Genomic DNA, 15,822 nt, shown 5'->3' with positions numbered 1-15,822 from the left:
AAAGTTGATATGTTGCTTATTTGGCAATTCTACTTAACGACTTTTCCCAAGTGTGTAATGTTAATTAAGTATGCTTGATTGGTAAATATCCTTCAATCAACAAATCTGAACCAATCAAACGCGTATCGATATTTTCGAGAGTCAAAGCTTCATTCATGCTAGTCAAACCTAAGTTCCCAACTGGTGTAGGAGCATGATCTCCGCCGATAATTTTGGGGGCAATAAAGGCTAAAATCTTTTGGATGGCACCGGATGCGATCGCACTTGCGGCTAAAGTACCACCACACTCCCATAGGACATTACAAAAACCCCGCTCGTAAAAATATACCATTGCCGCATCTGGTGACAGTAATGGCAGTTCCACCACTTCCACACCTTGGTTTCGCAGCATGGCTTGGAAATCTGGATTAGCTCCAGTTTCAGTCAAAACTAAAGTTGGAGCCTCTGTAATTTGCCACAGTCGCGCATTCACAGGTAAATCAAGGGTGCGACTCATCACCACCCGCACGGGGTTATGCACTCCCACCTGATGACTAGTTAAATAAGGATTATCTTGTCTGACAGTATTTCCACCCACCACAACAGCATCACAAGCTACCCGTAATTGATGCACCACCTGACGAGATTCCTGATTAGTCACCCAAGCACTGTTACCTGTTGTTGTGGCAATTTTGCCATCTAAAGTCATGGCATATTTGAGAATACCCAAGGGACGCTGGTAAAGCATCCGATGGATAAAGCCTTCGTTCAACTTCCTACAAGCGGCTTCTTCCACCCCCACCAAAACTTCGATCCCAGCATCACGCAAACGAGCAATACCACCCCCAGCCACTAGCGGATTGGGATCCATCATTCCCACCACAACCCTCGCCACACCTGCATTAATCAGGGCTTCCGAACAGGGAGGAGTTCGTCCATAATGGTTACAAGGTTCCAGACTAACATAGGCGGTTGCTCCATGCGATCGCTTTCCCGCATCTCTCAAAGCAAATACTTCTGCATGGGGTTCTCCTGCACGGGGATGAAAACCTTCCCCAATGATTTTCCCATCTTTAACAATTACTGCCCCTACTAAGGGATTGGGTGATGTCATTCCCAAAGCACGACGAGCAAGTTCTAAGCACCGCTGCATCATCACTCTATCGAAATCACTTCCGACTACTTCTAATTCCAAATTTGATGCATCCGTGAGCATATTTGTAAAACTACCCTGACTGACTGTTGGGAAATTCTCCATATTTTTGAGTAATCTTTGAAAAATCTGAAAAAAACTTTGGTAACTAAAGGTTATTCTATTAGCATTCAGAAATTTCAGGCAAAAATTTAGCTACTAAAAATCATCACTGTCACCGGAAATAAACAACTATCTTTCACTTCTACCTCACCACACTCCCCATTGAAATTTTGACAACTGTTCACTGTTCACTGATAACTGTCTAAGCTTGTTCCGCCAATTTCAGCTTCTGCCACCAGCGATTTAAAGGAAAATAAACAACAGGTGCCCACAGACTACTGAGAATTGCCGATGCTAGGGCTACTTTTTGGAAATACATCCACACATCAGCCGCCACACGATAGTATTGTGTACCATCTGCAAGTTGAATACTAGACAAAACCAATTGTAATGCGAACAAGGTTTCGGAAATTCCTGCCATCACAAATACAATTAGGGCGATGGAAATAAAATCTTCTTGGATAAATCGCTGTTTTTGCAGCAAACCAGTGACTAAGCCAACCAAGCCTAAACTCAAAGCATGGGTGGGATTGCTGGAAGTCATTGCATCCTGTAATAAGCCTAAGATAACACCAGCGATCGCACCTTGCCACGGACTACGTTTTACACTCCATGCTACCACCCAAATCAATAGCCAATTTGGTCCAATACCTAATAATTCCATTCCCGGAAGTCTAGTTGGTAACATCATCAAGCACAACATCACCGAACTAAACATAATTAGATAGTCAACGATAGCACGGGTTCTAGGTTGCCAACTGGCAATTGGCTTAAACTGGCTTTTTGCTTTTTGTGGTTGCGATTTCCGTGACTGCGACTTATGCTCAGATTTTCGCTGCAATGATTGCGATTTAGACTTAGTACGTTTATTTCCCCATATAGCTAGCATTTTCATTTTCCTAGTAGATAATTATTTGAATTATTTGAAGCTATTAAAATAAAATAGAGGACGGGAGACAGAAATTTTACACGATTAGTAAATAATTTTTAATTTATTAATTTATTGATTGATTTATATAGGAATACGATTTAATTATTGTTGGCGTAGCCTATGCTTTGCACTTAAAAATTTAAGTATATGTAGGGTGCATCACACTTGGTGCTTTTCTTGGATGCCGCAAGGCTATACGCACCCTACGTGTATTTCATAAATCAAATATGAGTCCTATATATAGAAATCTTATTTGGATATTGTTGGCGTAGCCTGCGCTCTGCGCTTACAAAACTCAGCACAGTTTCTACCCACTACTCCCTCACTCCAACAGATGGATTCAAAAACCAAGTCGGATTCCTATATATACTGCCTGGGGCTGAGACAATCTGTAAAAAAGTCTTTATTCCTTCTGCCTTCTTGTACTAGTTAGTCTTCTGGGGATTTGTAGTTGACGTGGTTGATTTGCCGGGATCTGTCGGCTGTTGTTGCGCTGTTTGTTCTTCAGTATAGGGATAAACCATTACCCAATCTAAAGAACTGATTGGTGGAAACAGCTTAACGTTGGCAATTGAGCCAGCAGAACGTTGTAAATCTAAAGATTTGATTTGTCCAATTGCTAACCCTGAGGGAAACTTTTGGCTATAGGTTGATGTAGAAATAACGTCACCAATTTTGACATTGGGATATTTTTCATTGAATTCCAGGATTCCTTCAACTCCACCACCACCACGTAGCACCCCCTGGGCACCTGTACGGCTGATGTTCACTCCCACTCGGCTTTTGAGATCGCTAATCAATAGAACGCGGCTGGTATTAGTTGTAGCTTGGTCTACAATTCCAACTAATCCGCCTTCAGCTTTAATAATATCGCCTTCTTTGACACCAGCAGCAGTACCACGGTTGAGGGTAATTTGTTGCCACCAATTATCAGCACTACGTCCAATTACCCTTGCTGGAATGGGGGTTACATTAGCTGGTGCTTTTTCGGTATAACTAAGCATTTTCTTGAGTTGTTGATTCTGATTCTGCAAGTCAACAACTTGGGTTTGTAGTTCTAGGACTTTCGCATTACGTAGATGGTCTTCTTTGGTTGGTCCCGCTTGTAAAATTTCTAAGGGGCGACTGATCCCTCGGTAAAGTTCCAACAGAAATGAACCTTGAGTTTGTCGGAGGATAAAAGCACTACCTACTACCAAACCCAGTAAACCTACCTGTAATCCTCGACGCTCCCACCACCGACGCGTTGTAAACATAATATGCCTTACTTAAATATTTAAAAAATAACTTTGCCAAGTATAGGTATTAGATTCAAAACTGAATCTAATACCATAACTATAAATCTGTTCTCGATTTCCCGCTTAACGCGATCGCGCGGTAAAAACTCGCTCGTGTTGCTTGAAGTTTTCTAAAACACGACCAGTACCCAATACTACACAACACAGTGGGTCAGCAGCAACATGGGTGACAATTCCTGTTTCGTGGCTAATTAAAGTATCAATGCCTTTGAGTAAAGCACCACCACCAGCCAACATAATACCTCTGTCAATGATATCAGACGCAAGTTCTGGAGGTGTCCGCTCCAAAGTCCGCTTCACAGCTTCAACAATTACAGATAAAGGTTCGGACATACTTTCACGAATCTCAGGTGCTTTGATTGTGACAGTACGTGGTAATCCTGAAAGCAGATGTAAACCTCTAACTTCCATCATTGCCTCTTCATCATTCAAACTTGGATAAGCTGAACCGATGCGGATTTTAATATCTTCTGCGGTGCGCTCACCAATTACCAAATTATGAACTTTTTTCAAGTATTGGATAATTGAATCAGTTAGTTCATCCCCAGCAATCCTCACTGATTCGCTCAGTACAGTTCCGTGAAGACTCAAAATTGCTACTTCGGTTGTACCACCACCAATATCAATAATCATGTTCCCGGTGGGATCGATAACTGGTAAACCAGCACCAATTGCGGCTGCAACAGGTTCATCAATTAAGTATACTTCTCTAGCACCTGCTTGAGCCGCTGCATCCATCACAGCGCGTCTTTCTACACCTGTCACCCCGCTGGGAATGCCAATGACAATCCGAGGTAAAACCAGGGATTTACCCTCGTTTACACGTTGGATAAAGTGCTTTAGCATTAACTCGGCAGTATCAAAATCAGCAATTACACCATCGCGCAAGGGGCGGAGGGCAATCACATTTCCTGGTGTTCTACCAAGCATTTTTTTTGCTTCTTCTCCCACTGCTAGCGCCACTTTTTCAACTTGATCAATGGCAACTACGGAAGGTTCTTGGAGGACAATGCCTTTACCAGATACATAAACTAAGGTGTTCGCGGTGCCGAGATCGATACCCATATCCCGCGATAAGGAAAACCTACTAAAAAGACCCACTTGTCTCTACGCCCCCTATTTGCGATACTTGTGACCATTACCGTAAGAGTAAGTTGTGCCGGATTCTATTACGTTTTTTATCCTGAGTCTAGTCAAGTGGAATATTTTTCATATAGATTTTGGTATTATTTAACTTTAAACTATCCTCAGGTTAATACCTTGTTGTATTCTCTATTTAAGCCGTCATATCCGTAAGGATTGCCAACTTATTAGGTTCATTTTTATCTTCACTCAGGTAGTTGCGATATTCAATGATTCAGCTTTACATTTATAGCCAATAGCTAAGTGTCAATAGCTAACAACCATTTTTGAAGCGGAACTTTTAACATTTCTTAATATACTATGGCTTCGGTTTGGTAAGTTGTGTTTTTAACACAGTTACTATAGTCTCATTATTCGCTATGATTAAAATCATTATTTTCATTAGTACTTTTGTATTTAGAGGTGGCGAACATGAGTATAAATGTTATCACGCTTATCGGTCGTGTTGGTAATGACCCAGAAATGAAATATTTTGAATCGGGTAGTGTCAAGTGTAGGCTAACTTTGGCAGTTAATCGACGTTCCCGTGATAATGAGCAAACAGACTGGTTTAATTTAGAGTTGTGGGGAAAAACGGCAGAGGTTGCTGGTAATTATGTCCAGAAAGGCAAGCAAATAGCTGTTAAAGGAGCTTTGAAGTTTGATTCATGGACTGATGCTCGTACAGGTGCTAACCGTTCCTCCCCTGTAATTTTAGTAGATCAGTTAGAACTGTTAGGTTCTAAGAGAGATGCAGATGCTGGGGGAATGAGTGATTTTAACTCCGATAATTTTTAGGCAAATAATCTAGAAATGACTGATTGTAGAGACGTAGCATTGCTACGTCTCTACATTTAATTTATACCTTGAAACAGATAACGCCAAGTTGGGTTAAAAGCTAATGTCTTCCTCTATTAATAACTAATTTGTAAAGTTACTGAGGCTTCCACTTGCTGTTCTCCACCAACAACAGGAGTGGTAACGTTTGCAGCATCTGCCATTCGTACCGACCCTTTCTCAAATGCGCGGTAAATTGGTGGTGGAGTGCTGGCGTTATTAATTTGAATCCCAACAACTTCCTTCGATTTTAAACCCAAAGTCCCAAATACTGCATCCGCTTGTTGTTGAGCTTCTTGGGTAGCTTTTCGTAATGCTTGTTTCTGTGCGGATGCGATCGCGTCATCGCTAGCAACGAAACTAATACCATCAATACGTGTTGCTCCAGCTTTGACTACATCGTCTAATAGATTACCAGTTTTATCAGTGGAAATACGAAAACTTACAGTGTTGGTAGCGCTGTAACCTGTGATTTTTTGGGTATTATTGGTGTAGTTATAAATTGGGTTGAGATTAATTCCTGTTGTTTGTAACTTCTCCACATTCCGCGATTTGAGAAGTGTCACCACAGCAGATGATTTACGCGCTGCTTCCTGTTGAACTTCTTGAACACTTTTACCTTGGACTTCCACACCAACATTGACTTGGGAAAGAGTAGTAGCAATGGATTCAACACCACGTCCACTGACGCTTAAAGTCCTGTACATACGTTCTTTTTCTTCTGCCAAGCTTGGTTGAGTAAAGCTCATACACAATAACAAAGCTGCTGGTAAAGTTTGCCACAATTTACCAAAATTGACAATTGGGGTAGATTTAGCGATTGGATGCATACAATTAAAACTCCTCAAAAAAATTAGACATGGATGAGTTTTCAGGAAAAATGTCAATACATTTCCTGAAAGTCAGTAAAAAAAGATATCAATCGCAGCTTTGAAGATACCAGAAAGCTTACAGTTTTTCTGGATCGATTCAACCATGCGTTGTTTACCACCGTAGGTATCGCATAATTTGTTGTAGGCGATTTTTCTACGTAAATCTTTAAAGGCTGATTGATATGAACAAAATCTCAGCCAATTTCGAGAAAACTACTGACAATCGAGAATACACTGCTGGTGTATCAATCAGAGAGTGTCCGTTACCTATTTTGACTTTGACACAAGAATATTGAAGAATGAGTTTGGTTACATTTTTTGCAACCTAAATTTTTTTGTTCCCATCCCAACTTGGAAAGATACATGGCGTATTGGCTGTTGAAAACCGAACCCCAAACCTATAGCTATGAAGATTTAGTGACTGAAGGTGTAGGTGTTTGGGATGGGGTGAATAATAATTTAGCCTTAAAGAACATGCGCGCGATCGCATTGGGAGATTTAGCCTTTATTTACCATACAGGTAAGGAGCGACAAATTATCGGGATTGCCGAAGTTACCCGTGCAGCTTACCCAGATCCTAAATTAGATGACGAAAAACGGGTAGTAATTGATGTTAAAGCACTAGAAAAAATTCCCCAATCAGTCACACTCAACCAAATCAAGCAGGATAAAAACTTTGAAAACTTTGATTTGCTAAGAATTTCACGCTTATCTGTAGTCCCAGTTTCGGAACTACACTGGCAAATGATTTTAAAACTGGGTAGTTATTGCTGAAATTGCTAACTAACATAGCTGTAGCCATTTTTATTAGGAAATTTATCTGTTTCCTTTTAGTTCTTAGATTGTGTTTAACGTGCATAAGGCTGTGCCGTGACAAGGTTTGGAACAACTCGGTAATGCTTAACATTAAACGTACAAAGTGTTAAATTTCGTCCTACAGCACAGGCAGCAATCAAAGCGTCAATCAATCCCAGGCTATTTGACAAATGGTAAGTTGTGAAATCTGACAACGCACGCTCACAATCAGCTTCTGTAGACAGTTGACTTTCCAAGTCTGATGGCAAGTCTAAGCGAATGCTCATATTTAAGATCGTTGCTGATTAAGATTCTAGACTGATAGTAACTGAAATATCCCTACGATTTTGCGTTTCTCCGGACAGGTAAACGTGCATCTAAATTGATGTTTTTATCAATACAAATAGCCCTAACATCATTCGCTGCATCAATTGCCCAATCAACTCGCTCCCTAGCGTACCCTGGCTCGCAAGAAGTAGCACCATGAACTAATCTGTGACGTAATCGAAAGGCTCGACCAAGACCATCCCAGTTCTGAACTACTTCAGGAAGTCGTAGTTGGACATTGGGAAAAACCTCATCTTTCCAAACATCTTTATACTTATCAAGTCCGTGACAATTTTTCAGTTTCGCTCGTACCAATACATTTGGAGAAGTGCCGATTGCAATAATTGCACGCCGAAGCGTCCACTCAAAGTGAATAACAGAAAGAAGTGCTGACAATGAAGGCTCTTCGGTCAAAAACTGCTTGATTCGATTCTCACGAGACAGACTGGAATCTTGAACTAAAAACATGAATTTCCTGTTGATTATTTGTTTAATCTAAAGGTTTTAGCTACTTAACTTTTACTCTAAATTCTACAGTCTCATATTATACCGTAGTTTCTATTTGTCAGATATATAGTGGCATTGAAATATAACATAGCAATCCTAAGTCATTTATATTGGCTTAATCGCGTTGTACTTAAACCCCGGATTAGGTCTCCTACGTAGGGCTTGCTGATTAAAGCTATAACCTTTGCTAAATAAGGGTTTTAATCATTTTTAAGGCAAACAAGTGCAAGGTTATGGGATTTAGATGCTCAAAAACCATGCACTTTGGCGGAAAATCGCGGGGTGAATTTTGGATCTGACCTCCAAAACCACCATTATTCAAGCTGTGTAGCATCTAGATTCACTTTGCAGCCTTTTTCAGCAGACCCTACGTATCTACCAGGATTTTGGTTGCCCGCAGGACTTATCAGCCAGAACTGCTATGGAAATCAAATTTTTTGTAATCAATGCCCATTTCCAACTCCTAATATTTTCCCAAATTATCAATTATCGTAGAATAGGCGATTGATAGATTTAGTAGGGAAGGATATTAATAAAACCAATGCATTTAGATTTAGTTTCCTTCTCATTACCCACATTCCCCTTATTAGCATCCACTAGCGAAACTGTAGATAGTTCGCTGGTATTAGCAGGGGTATTGTTGAGTTTATTAGTTAGTTATCTTGCCAGCAAACTCGGTGGAGAGTTAGCAAATCGATTAGGACTTCCTACCGTTTTAGGAGAACTTATTGGTGGTGTCATTATTGGTGTTTCTGTCTTGCACCTGTTGGTATTTCCCGGTGAAGGAATTGATGCTTCAAGTTCCGCGATTATGCGCTTTTTAGAATTAACTGATGGTTTAAGTCCAGCAGCAGCTAACAGCGTATTTGAAGCACAGTCGGAAGTAATTTCGATTTTGGCAGAGTTGGGTGTCATTATCCTGCTATTTGAAATTGGCTTGGAGTCAAATCTCAAAGATTTAATGGCAGTGGGTATCCAAGCAGTAGTTGTTGCCTGTGTTGGGGTTGTGGTACCCTTCGTAGCAGGTACAGCCGGATTAATGATAATTTTTGGTCTTCCTGCCATCCCATCGATTTTCGCAGGGGCAGCATTAACAGCCACCAGTATTGGTATTACTTCCAAAGTTCTCTCAGAAATGGGAAAACTCAACTCCAAAGAAGGGCAAATTATCCTCGGTGCAGCCGTCATCGATGATATTTTGGGGATAATCGTCTTGGCAGTTGTCGCCAGTCTTGCCAAAGATGGGGCTGTGGATGTTGGCAACGTTGTATACTTAATCGTGAGCGCTACGGGTTTCTTGTTAGGCGCGATCGCACTCGGTAATTTATTCAATAAAGCCTTTGTGGGAGTTGTCAATAAACTCAAAACACGCGGCGAACTAATTATACCTGCGTTTATCTTCGCTTTTGCTATGGCATATCTTGCCGATGCGATTCAACTAGAGGCAATTTTAGGTTCCTTTGCAGCTGGCTTAGTTTTGGAAGAAACCGAAAAACGTAAGGAACTCCAAAAGCTAATTCTCCCCATCGCTGACATGTTAGTCCCAGTCTTCTTTGTCGTAGTTGGTTCAAAAACAGATCTCAGCGTCCTCAATCCAGCAGTTCCTAGCAACCGTGAAGGTTTAATTATGGCAACCTTCCTAGTTACTGTTGCCATCATTGGTAAAGTTGTCACAGGTTTAAGTGTATTTGGAATTCCCCAAATTAACCGTTTAGCCATCGGAGTCGGGATGATTCCCCGTGGTGAAGTCGGATTAGTATTTTTGGGCATAGGTTCCAGTATTGGGATTCTTTCCAAACCATTGGAAGCAGCAATTATCGTCATGGTAATTGTTACGACTTTTTTAGCACCTCCACTGCTAAAATTTGTCTTTCCTGAACAAAACACAACCCAGTTGAAATCAGTGGATAGTGAATAGTGAACAGTTATCACAGTTTAAGTCCGGGATTTTTCCTATAACCGTAGAGACGTAGCACTGCTACGTCTCTACAAATATGTACATATTTGTGTTTTCAAATTCCTATTAGCAGCATTTATACTCAGTGCTGCGACTTTTTCGATGGAAACTTCTAGACTTAGGTTTTCGTCCTCAGAAAGTGTAACTCCTGAGAAATAGTATCAATTTTTGAGAATGTAACTTCTATATTCATCTACTCAACAAAGTCAGTAGTTTGTATAATCAAATGCTCTACCAAACCGAATTTTATGTCATCAAAGCATAAAAAATCTCAAGCTCATGGTAGCATGTGACGCTACTGCCTATATTTTGATGCCATATTTTGATGTGAGTAAAACACTAGATATACAGCATTAAATATAGTGGGTAGTGGGATATGAAAACCAAATCAAAACATCTCATTACAAGTCTAAGGAATGCGAAAATCATTAACTTCACTTGGGTGCAAAATGCTGATGTTTTGAGAGTTGGACAAGAAGCCAACAATCTCATAAATGGGAATCAGGAGAATATACCGTGAAACTGCTACTACCTGGCACTTTTTTAACTATTTTGGCACTTTCGTCATCAGTGGATGCGGCAACACTGCAATCTTGGCGGTTTGATCTGAATCAAAACCAATTAGAGTTTACCACCGACGGTGCAGTTCAACCCCAAGCACAACTATTGTTTAATCCCACACGCTTAGTTATTGATTTACCAGGAACCAGGTTTCAACAAAAGCAACTAACAAAACCTGTTGGTGGGGCAATTCGTTCGATTCAAGTCAGACAATCTAACCAGAGTATGACTCGAATCATCATTGAACTTGCCACTGGTTATACTCTTAATCCCAATCAAGTGAAATTTGAGGGACAGTCTGCGAATCGCTGGAGAGTACAGTTGCCCAAAATAGAGGTTGAACAAAATAATACATCCTCAAGCAGAAATATTTACAATGTTGTAACTAACGATTCTAAGCCAAACTCACCACCACCAAGGGTTGCCCAGACGACAACCGGAATTACACAAATCGAAGATTTTAAAGTAACAGGTGACGGTGTATTTATTCGGACTAGTGGTGGAGGTAAGACTCAAATACGTTCTAGCCGTAGTAGCGAACGACTTACGTCGGGCAAGCTTCGCACTCACCAAAATATCGACATTTCTGGTGCATCCCTATCACCAAATTTGACTCAATTAGAAGCAACAATTAACCGTTTTGGTCTGAGTCGGCTAACTTTTTCCCAAAAGCAGGATACAAAACCCACCGTCCGCATCTCCCTTGAGGTAGATTCTGAAGCTGCCGATTGGCGGATAACTCCTGGTGGTACAAATGCTTTAGTGCTGCTACCACAACGTTTACCTGATAAAACTGGCAGTAGTGTTAGTCAAAATCAGGTAAATAACAACTTTCCGGCACCCACCACAAGTCAAACTAGTCCGTTTCCAGGTATACCAAATTCAGCTTCTAGCAGCGATACACTAGCGACTATTCAATCGGTGGATTTAAATGGTGATGGTTCCCAATTGATGATTCGCGGTGATCGACAATTATCTGCCAGTACCAACTGGGATCGAGCATCGGGAATGTTTCAAATCACCGTTAATAATGCCCGATTAGCACCCAGGGTCAATGGTCCACTTATGGACGCTAATAGTCCAATTCTACGGGTACGACTCCAAGAACAACAACAATCGCGGAGCGTGGTGATTTTAGTCCAGCCAGCAGCAGGTGTGCAAATTGGGCAACTCAATCAAATCACAGGACAATTTTTAGCTTTGGAGTTACGGCGTAATCGTACCATCACCGGAGGATTGCCACCTTTACCAAACTCACGACCTTTGCCTGGTAGTTCTGAACCGATTATTAATAACCCTAATCCCAATCCTAATCCGAATTTCCCACCAGTTCCTAACGGTCGCTTAACTGTCATTATCGATCCAGGTCATGGTGGAAAAGACCCAGGCGCTGTGGGAATTGGTGGTAGTAAAGAAAAAGATGTAATTTTGCCCATTGGAATTAGGGTAGCGCAAATTCTCCAGCAAAACGGCATCCAAGCGTTAATGACACGCAATTCTGACTACTTTGTCAGCCTCCAAGGAAGGGTAGACATGGCAAGCCAAGCGAATGCCAATGTATTTGTCAGCATTCATGCTAACTCGGCTGGCTCAAGTCGTCCGGATGTGAACGGATTGGAAACGTATTATTACGACAGTGGACTGGCTTTAGCCCAAACAGTTCATAGTACCATACTTCAGAGTCTCAATGTAAGAGACAGAGGAGTGAGAAAAGCGCGTTTCTTCGTCTTGAGAAAAAGTTCTATGCCTTCCATTTTGGTGGAAGTAGGATACATGACTGGTCAACAGGACATAGCAAAATTGCGAAGTACCGAATATCAGAATCAGATGGCAGATGCGATCGCACGCGGCATTATCCTCTACCTTCGACAAAGATAGATCATTAAATCAGGGAACACTTAGCAGGGAAAAGTGACTCATAACTGTTAAGTCTCAGTAAATAGATGTATCAATAAGTTAGATATTCTTATGTAAAAAATACTGTTTGAGATATTTCTATTGAACTTATTTTCAAAACTTAGTGCAGAAATTTGCCAAAACCAACCTCATCTGCCAAAATTCAACCGGATCAAAGACCTCTTGACTACAATTGACCCAGATTAAAATTTGGACAATTACTTTGTTGGTGTAATCGGATGCAAGTAAATACAGGATAAACTAACATGGTCACGCAATATTCTAGTGCTATTGGTTACTAAAACCCAGTATCTAAATTTAGCAGTTCGTTGGTGCTAATTACGAATATGCCTCCATGTAACTTAATTTGATGTATTGTATGCCAAAAAAATTTGGGCGGTGACGGTGTGAGGATTAACCAACAGATTGAGGAAGTCAGAAGAAGCCTCGTCGTTTCACAGGCAACAGGTCTCTCTGACAAATTTACAGTTACCACAAACAAAAAAATCAGGAGAAATATTGTGAAACTACACTGGTTAATATCCAGCACTTTTTTAGCTACTTTCATGCTATCGTCACCCGCAGATGCTGCAAAGCTAAATTCATGGCGGTATAACACTAACCAAAACCAATTAGAGTTTGATACTGATAGCGCCGTACAACCCCAAGCACAACTCATATATGGTCCCACAAGATTGGTAATTGATTTACCAAATACTCGATTCGACCGTTCACAACTAACCCAACCAGTGGGTGGGGCAATTCGTGCTTTGCGAATCGGGCAGTTTGATCAACAAACTACTCGGATTGTTGTAGAACTAGCCCCTGGTTACACAATAGACCCCCAACAAGTCAAGTTTGTCCCCCTCAGTTCCAACCGTTGGACGGTTAGACTTCCCAAAGCAGAGTTAGATAATGGGGGGACAAATCCAAATAATATTTACAATGTTGTGACTACAGGTTCCACCCCTACAACCCCACGACCAAATACTCCACGACCAAATACTCCACAACCAAGCGTAGTCGCAGCAGAAGCTGGAACCCTAATTGAAAATATTAGATCCACAGGTGACGGTTTTTTTGTCCGTACTAGTGGTAGCGGTAATCCGAATATTACAATTGATCGCAGTAGCGATAAACAAACAATTAGTGTGAATATTTCCGGGGCTGCAATTTCGCCTCGACTCTCTCCCCAAAGCTTACCCCAAAATCAACATGGTGTCAGCCAAATTAATATTTCTCAAACAGAAGGTAAAGTTCGTCTAACTTTACGGGTAGACCGAAATAGCCCCGATTGGCGAGCTTCAAAAAGCAGTATTGGGGGTGTTATTTTACTCCCTAATGCTCCTTTAGTCAGGCTTCCAGGTGGAAATACTCCCTCCAATCCAAATCCCCGTCCAATCCCTCCAGTTGCCCTTTCTCCGGCAACAATTGATGGAATTGAACTCAATCAGACATCCAACCAGTTACTTATCCGTTCCGATCAAAGGTTAACTGGGACTGGTGGTTGGGATCGAAGTTCAGGATTATTCAAAATCACAATTCCCAATGCTAAATTAGCTACTAACGTCCAAGGTCCAAAATTTACCGCTGGTAGCCCGATTTTAAGAGTAAGATTACAACAGCAAGATGGAAATGTTCTGATTTTTGTCCAACCAGCCGCAGGTATCCAAGTTGGACAGCTAAATCAACTGAGTGGACAATTACTATCACTAGATCTACAACGAAATCGCCCCATTACACCACCCGTAAATCCTGCTCCTGGTTTACCACCAATATCACGTACTGATCCACAACCTTTACCAGTACCCGCTCCTAATCCTAACCCTCAGCCCCGACCTCGGCAACCAGTTGGTAAAATTATTGTGATTGTCGATCCGGGACATGGTGGTAAAGATTCTGGCGCACCCGGTCTTGGTGGATTATTAGAGAAAGATGTAGTTTTACCGATTGGAAAACGGGTGGCGGCAATCTTGGAGCAAAATGGCATTAACGCAGTGATAACACGGGATGCTGATTATTTTGTCGATTTGAAGCCTAGGGTTGCTTTAGCTGAACGCGTCAATGCCACATTATTTGTGAGTATTCATGCTAACTCGGTTGATCGCCGTCCTGATGTCAATGGCTTAGAGGTTTATTATTACGATAGCGGTTACAACTTGGCAGAAGCTGTACGCAAATCGATTTTGCAAAGTATTCCCACGATTAAAGATAGAGGCACCCGCAAAGCTAGATTTTACGTCCTGAGAAAAAGCTCGATGCCCTCGATTTTGGTGGAAACTGGTTACATGAGTGGTAGAGAAGATAACCCACGTTTGGGAACCAAAGCATATCAAGATCAAATGGCGGATGCGATCGCGCGTGGTATCCTTCAGTATCTCCGCCGTTAAATTGAGCTTAGAAGTCACGAGTTGGGGAAATTTTCCTTCTCAACTCAACACTTCTGAATTCTCGCTCTTAAATTTTGACCCTAAAATATAAAAATATTTGTTGAATTAACCAAAATCCTGTATCTTTAATTGCAAAACACAATCATAAAATTCGCCTGTGTTTCCATCTTCCCCTTTTGAAGGCAACCTTTTTGCAAACTCCAATTCCGAAGTCCAACGTGCCCCCATTGGCATTTTTGATAGTGGTGTGGGAGGATTGACTGTTCTGCGGGAACTGTATCGCCAACTTCCTAACGAATCAATTATCTATTTTGGAGATACAGCCAGGCTACCATACGGTATCCGTTCCCAAGCTGAAATTATTCAATACGTCCGTGACATCATCACCTGGATGCAGCTTTCCCATGTCAAAATGGTGATCATGGCATGTAATACCAGTTCTGCCCTTGCCCTAGAGGCAGTTCGGGAAGAATTTAATGTGCCAATTTTAGGCATAATTCTTCCTGGTGCCAAAGCAGCAGTGCAACAAGGTAAACGTATTGGTGTTATTGCTACTCCTGCTACCGCTAAAAGTAATGCCTACAAACAGGCAATTCACGAAATCAACTCAGAGGCAGAGGTTTGGCAAGTTGGTTGTCCAGAGTTTGTCCCTTTAATTGAACAAAACCGTATCCACGATCCATATACCATAGAAGTGGCACGTTCCTATCTAGAACCGTTGATTCAGCAGCAAATCGATACTTTGGTCTATGGTTGTACCCATTATCCGCACCTTGCACCAATTATGCGATCGCTTCTTCCTAGCAACGTTAAATTAATCGACCCCGCTGCACACGTTGTCAATGCTTGTACTCAAGAATTAGAACTCCTTGGTATGAGAAATACTTATCCCCCAATGCCAACTCGTTTTGCTGTTAGCGGTTGTCCCCAACAATTTGCCGACTCTTCAGTAAATTGGTTGGGTCATACCCCCACAGTTGAAGCTGTACACTTTACAGATAAGCCTGTTAGCAACAGCACTCAAGACCTCAAAGACACCCCATTGTGCAACGACGAGGCTTCCTCTGACTTCGTGAAAACTTCAAGCTAAACTTA

General features: G+C 41.5%; 14 protein-coding genes. 7 read left to right on the top strand and 7 right to left on the bottom strand.

Going from position 1 to position 15,822, the window contains the following annotated elements:
• Nucleotides 1-64: 64 nt before the first annotated feature.
• From ribD to CAL6303_RS23405, 4 genes are all read right to left on the bottom strand, one after another.
• Complete coding sequence (gene ribD / locus CAL6303_RS23420) at nucleotides 65-1,195, bottom strand: bifunctional diaminohydroxyphosphoribosylaminopyrimidine deaminase/5-amino-6-(5-phosphoribosylamino)uracil reductase RibD (RefSeq protein ID WP_415748911.1); 1,131 nt, start codon at nucleotides 1,193-1,195, stop codon at nucleotides 65-67.
• A 241-nt stretch (nucleotides 1,196-1,436) separates the two neighbouring features.
• A complete protein-coding gene (gene mreD, locus CAL6303_RS23415) occupies nucleotides 1,437-2,129 on the bottom strand; it encodes a rod shape-determining protein MreD (protein ID WP_041739909.1) in 693 nt (230 codons plus the stop codon).
• A gap of 461 nt (nucleotides 2,130-2,590) precedes the next feature.
• Nucleotides 2,591-3,421, bottom strand: a complete 831-nt coding sequence (gene mreC, locus CAL6303_RS23410; protein ID WP_015200309.1) for a rod shape-determining protein MreC — start codon at nucleotides 3,419-3,421, stop codon at nucleotides 2,591-2,593.
• A 105-nt stretch (nucleotides 3,422-3,526) separates the two neighbouring features.
• Nucleotides 3,527-4,528, bottom strand: a complete 1,002-nt coding sequence (locus CAL6303_RS23405; protein WP_015200308.1) for a rod shape-determining protein — start codon at nucleotides 4,526-4,528, stop codon at nucleotides 3,527-3,529.
• 489 nt (nucleotides 4,529-5,017) lie between these two features.
• Between CAL6303_RS23405 and CAL6303_RS23400 the strand changes: the two genes are divergently transcribed.
• Complete coding sequence (locus tag CAL6303_RS23400) at nucleotides 5,018-5,383, top strand: single-stranded DNA-binding protein (protein WP_015200307.1); 366 nt, start codon at nucleotides 5,018-5,020, stop codon at nucleotides 5,381-5,383.
• A gap of 116 nt (nucleotides 5,384-5,499) precedes the next feature.
• On the opposite strand, the gene CAL6303_RS23395 is transcribed toward CAL6303_RS23400, so the two are convergent.
• On the bottom strand, nucleotides 5,500-6,252 hold the full coding sequence (locus CAL6303_RS23395) for an SIMPL domain-containing protein (RefSeq protein ID WP_015200306.1): 753 nt from the start codon (nucleotides 6,250-6,252) through the stop codon (nucleotides 5,500-5,502).
• Between the two features lie 405 nt (nucleotides 6,253-6,657).
• Between CAL6303_RS23395 and CAL6303_RS23390 the strand changes: the two genes are divergently transcribed.
• Nucleotides 6,658-7,068 (top strand): EVE domain-containing protein, encoded by a 411-nt coding sequence (locus CAL6303_RS23390; RefSeq protein ID WP_015200305.1) that lies wholly within the window; start codon nucleotides 6,658-6,660, stop codon nucleotides 7,066-7,068.
• Nucleotides 7,069-7,142: 74 nt separating this feature from the next.
• Here CAL6303_RS23390 and CAL6303_RS23385 read toward each other — a convergent pair whose 3' ends face one another.
• Nucleotides 7,143-7,376: a hypothetical protein gene (locus tag CAL6303_RS23385; RefSeq protein WP_238993732.1), complete on the bottom strand. Its 234-nt coding sequence runs from the start codon at nucleotides 7,374-7,376 to the stop codon at nucleotides 7,143-7,145.
• 52 nt (nucleotides 7,377-7,428) lie between these two features.
• Nucleotides 7,429-7,884: a hypothetical protein gene (locus CAL6303_RS23380; protein ID WP_015200304.1), complete on the bottom strand. Its 456-nt coding sequence runs from the start codon at nucleotides 7,882-7,884 to the stop codon at nucleotides 7,429-7,431.
• Nucleotides 7,885-8,464: 580 nt separating this feature from the next.
• On the opposite strand from CAL6303_RS23380, the gene CAL6303_RS23375 reads away from it, so the two are divergent.
• The 5 genes from CAL6303_RS23375 (at nucleotide 8,465) to murI (ending at nucleotide 15,817) form a co-directional block, all read left to right on the top strand.
• Nucleotides 8,465-9,841, top strand: coding sequence for a cation:proton antiporter (locus CAL6303_RS23375; protein ID WP_015200303.1), 1,377 nt, complete (start codon nucleotides 8,465-8,467; stop codon nucleotides 9,839-9,841).
• A gap of 415 nt (nucleotides 9,842-10,256) precedes the next feature.
• The gene (locus CAL6303_RS30480; RefSeq protein WP_158333176.1) at nucleotides 10,257-10,400 is read left to right on the top strand and encodes a hypothetical protein; all 144 of its coding nucleotides are present in this window, start codon (nucleotides 10,257-10,259) and stop codon (nucleotides 10,398-10,400) included.
• Nucleotides 10,397-12,319, top strand: a complete 1,923-nt coding sequence (locus tag CAL6303_RS23370; protein WP_015200302.1) for an N-acetylmuramoyl-L-alanine amidase — start codon at nucleotides 10,397-10,399, stop codon at nucleotides 12,317-12,319. The genes CAL6303_RS30480 and CAL6303_RS23370 overlap by 4 nt, the downstream gene beginning before the upstream one ends.
• Nucleotides 12,320-12,858: 539 nt before the next feature.
• Complete coding sequence (locus CAL6303_RS23365; RefSeq protein WP_015200301.1) at nucleotides 12,859-14,727, top strand: N-acetylmuramoyl-L-alanine amidase; 1,869 nt, start codon at nucleotides 12,859-12,861, stop codon at nucleotides 14,725-14,727.
• Between the two features lie 157 nt (nucleotides 14,728-14,884).
• Complete coding sequence (murI, locus tag CAL6303_RS23360) at nucleotides 14,885-15,817, top strand: glutamate racemase (protein WP_015200300.1); 933 nt, start codon at nucleotides 14,885-14,887, stop codon at nucleotides 15,815-15,817.
• Nucleotides 15,818-15,822 lie beyond the last annotated feature (5 nt).

Origin of the sequence: Calothrix sp. PCC 6303, from assembly GCF_000317435.1 — a bacterium.
Classification (GTDB): domain Bacteria; phylum Cyanobacteriota; class Cyanobacteriia; order Cyanobacteriales; family Nostocaceae; genus PCC-6303.
This window is presented reverse-complemented; position numbering and strand designations above follow the sequence as displayed.

Bases quoted from the DNA above. Each gene is read 5' to 3' on its own strand.
- ribD (WP_415748911.1), bottom strand. From the start codon at position 1,195: ATGCTCACGGATGCATCAAATTTGGAATTAGAAGTAGTCGGAAGTGAT.
- mreD (WP_041739909.1), bottom strand. From the start codon at position 2,129: ATGAAAATGCTAGCTATATGGGGAAATAAACGTACTAAGTCTAAATCG.
- mreC (WP_015200309.1), bottom strand. From the start codon at position 3,421: ATGTTTACAACGCGTCGGTGGTGGGAGCGTCGAGGATTACAGGTAGGT.
- CAL6303_RS23405 (WP_015200308.1), bottom strand. From the start codon at position 4,528: ATGGGTATCGATCTCGGCACCGCGAACACCTTAGTTTATGTATCTGGT.
- CAL6303_RS23400 (WP_015200307.1), top strand. From the start codon at position 5,018: ATGAGTATAAATGTTATCACGCTTATCGGTCGTGTTGGTAATGACCCA.
- CAL6303_RS23395 (WP_015200306.1), bottom strand. From the start codon at position 6,252: ATGCATCCAATCGCTAAATCTACCCCAATTGTCAATTTTGGTAAATTG.
- CAL6303_RS23390 (WP_015200305.1), top strand. From the start codon at position 6,658: ATGGCGTATTGGCTGTTGAAAACCGAACCCCAAACCTATAGCTATGAA.
- CAL6303_RS23385 (WP_238993732.1), bottom strand. From the start codon at position 7,376: ATGAGCATTCGCTTAGACTTGCCATCAGACTTGGAAAGTCAACTGTCT.
- CAL6303_RS23380 (WP_015200304.1), bottom strand. From the start codon at position 7,884: ATGTTTTTAGTTCAAGATTCCAGTCTGTCTCGTGAGAATCGAATCAAG.
- CAL6303_RS23375 (WP_015200303.1), top strand. From the start codon at position 8,465: ATGCATTTAGATTTAGTTTCCTTCTCATTACCCACATTCCCCTTATTA.
- CAL6303_RS30480 (WP_158333176.1), top strand. From the start codon at position 10,257: ATGAAAACCAAATCAAAACATCTCATTACAAGTCTAAGGAATGCGAAA.